The sequence below is a fragment of the Nocardioides abyssi genome (assembly GCF_030412915.1).
Classification (GTDB): domain Bacteria; phylum Actinomycetota; class Actinomycetes; order Propionibacteriales; family Nocardioidaceae; genus Nocardioides; species Nocardioides abyssi.
In genome coordinates this window covers 1-221 of record NZ_JAUHJR010000283.1, presented here as the reverse complement: position 1 = coordinate 221, position 221 = coordinate 1, and the positions used below count along the sequence as shown (strand labels likewise).

Below are 221 nucleotides of genomic sequence, written 5' to 3'. Positions count from 1 at the left end.
GCTGTCTGCTCCTCCATCCTCCCCTGGCGCTCCTGCGGCACCCGGGATCCCTGGGTCGGCGCCACGAGCGCCGAGCGGACCACCGCCGCGGTCGCGGCGGTCGAGGCCAGCGCCCCCACCAACTGGGGCGGCGACTGGAACCACGCGTTGTCCGGCCGTGAGTGGACCGGTTCCGTCGCGGGGCGACGGTCCCTCCTCGCCGCCATCGAGCGTCTGGGCCT

1 protein-coding gene is annotated in these 221 nt (G+C 75.6%); it reads left to right on the top strand.

The features are described from left to right. On the top strand, nt 1-221 hold a 221-nt coding region (locus QWY29_RS20765; RefSeq protein WP_300963105.1), incomplete at both ends, for a hypothetical protein.